Annotated in this window: 1 protein-coding gene; it reads right to left on the bottom strand. The window is 67.9% G+C overall.

Annotated features, from left to right (window positions below):
• Positions 1 to 901: hypothetical protein (locus ACWGJ2_RS40395; RefSeq protein WP_453351412.1), on the bottom strand; the 901-nt coding region annotated here is incomplete at its 3' end.
• Between the last annotated feature and the right edge of the window lie 100 nt (positions 902 to 1,001).

Raw genomic sequence — 1,001 nt, 5'->3', positions numbered from 1 at the left:
AGTCGACCTCCTCGTCGGACACGAGTGAGTCGGTGCGCGTCGCGGGTCGTTGCAGGAGGGGCAGCGCGGCATGAGCGGGCAGCGCCAGGCCCGGTATGTCGGCGCCGCGCAGATCGGGAACCTCTTGGGCAGTACCGGTGTGCTCTGCAGGGATGGCGACGTTGATCAGCAGGTGCCCCCCGGCGCTCCTGGCCGCCACGGTGATCTCGACTTGCGGCTGCCGCACCCGGGCCAGCTCATGTCCAGCAACCTGGGAGGTCGGTACGGACGCATGCCCATCCTCACGTACGTCGCGATGGCCAGAGCCGTCTTGCGCCGTGGCAGGCTCCTGTCCGACCGGTTCCGAGAGCTCGCGCTCGGTCTGCTCCGCCGGAAGGGCGGAGGCGCCGAAGATTGCCTGCCAGTCGTCTCCCTGCTGGGCGGTCGCGGTGATACGCGAGGCCAATTGCACGGCGTACTGTTTCATCGTGCGTAAGTGATCCATCACTACGGGGGCCCGGTAGCGCTCCTCCTCCAGATTCTGGGTAAGGGCCAGGACGGTGCGGGCGAGCTTGTTGCTGCGCTCGACCATCGTGTCGGCCGAGTGTGTGAACGGATCACTAACGCGCCCCACTGGCCCGTCGCACAGCTCCTCCATCGCCAGCCAGACCGCCTGCCCGTCCGGCCGGGTCGGCACTCCTTGATCGGTGAGGCCCCGACCGACCAGTCGTCGGCCCGCCGGAGTGTCCTTGAGCCCCGACAGCGCGCCGTGCACCTTCCAGAAGTCCTGCTGGGCCTCCTCCTTCGACGGGTACGGCACCCCCACGGGGATGACGGCCTCGGGAGCCATGTCCTGCGCGGGCTCCTCGATCATCCGGAAGGGACGTCCGATACGGATCAGCTCGTCGGTGAGATCCCGCACGTGGAGGTCCCGCGTGGGCCGGCTCATGTTCCGCCGCAGGTACCAGAAACCCTGATTACGGCTCCACCGGAACTTGTGGCGGTCCAGAGCAGTACGTACG

Source organism: Streptomyces sp. NPDC054796 (assembly GCF_053611545.1).
Note: the sequence above shows the minus strand (reverse complement) of the source record. Positions and strands in the feature narration are given on the sequence as shown.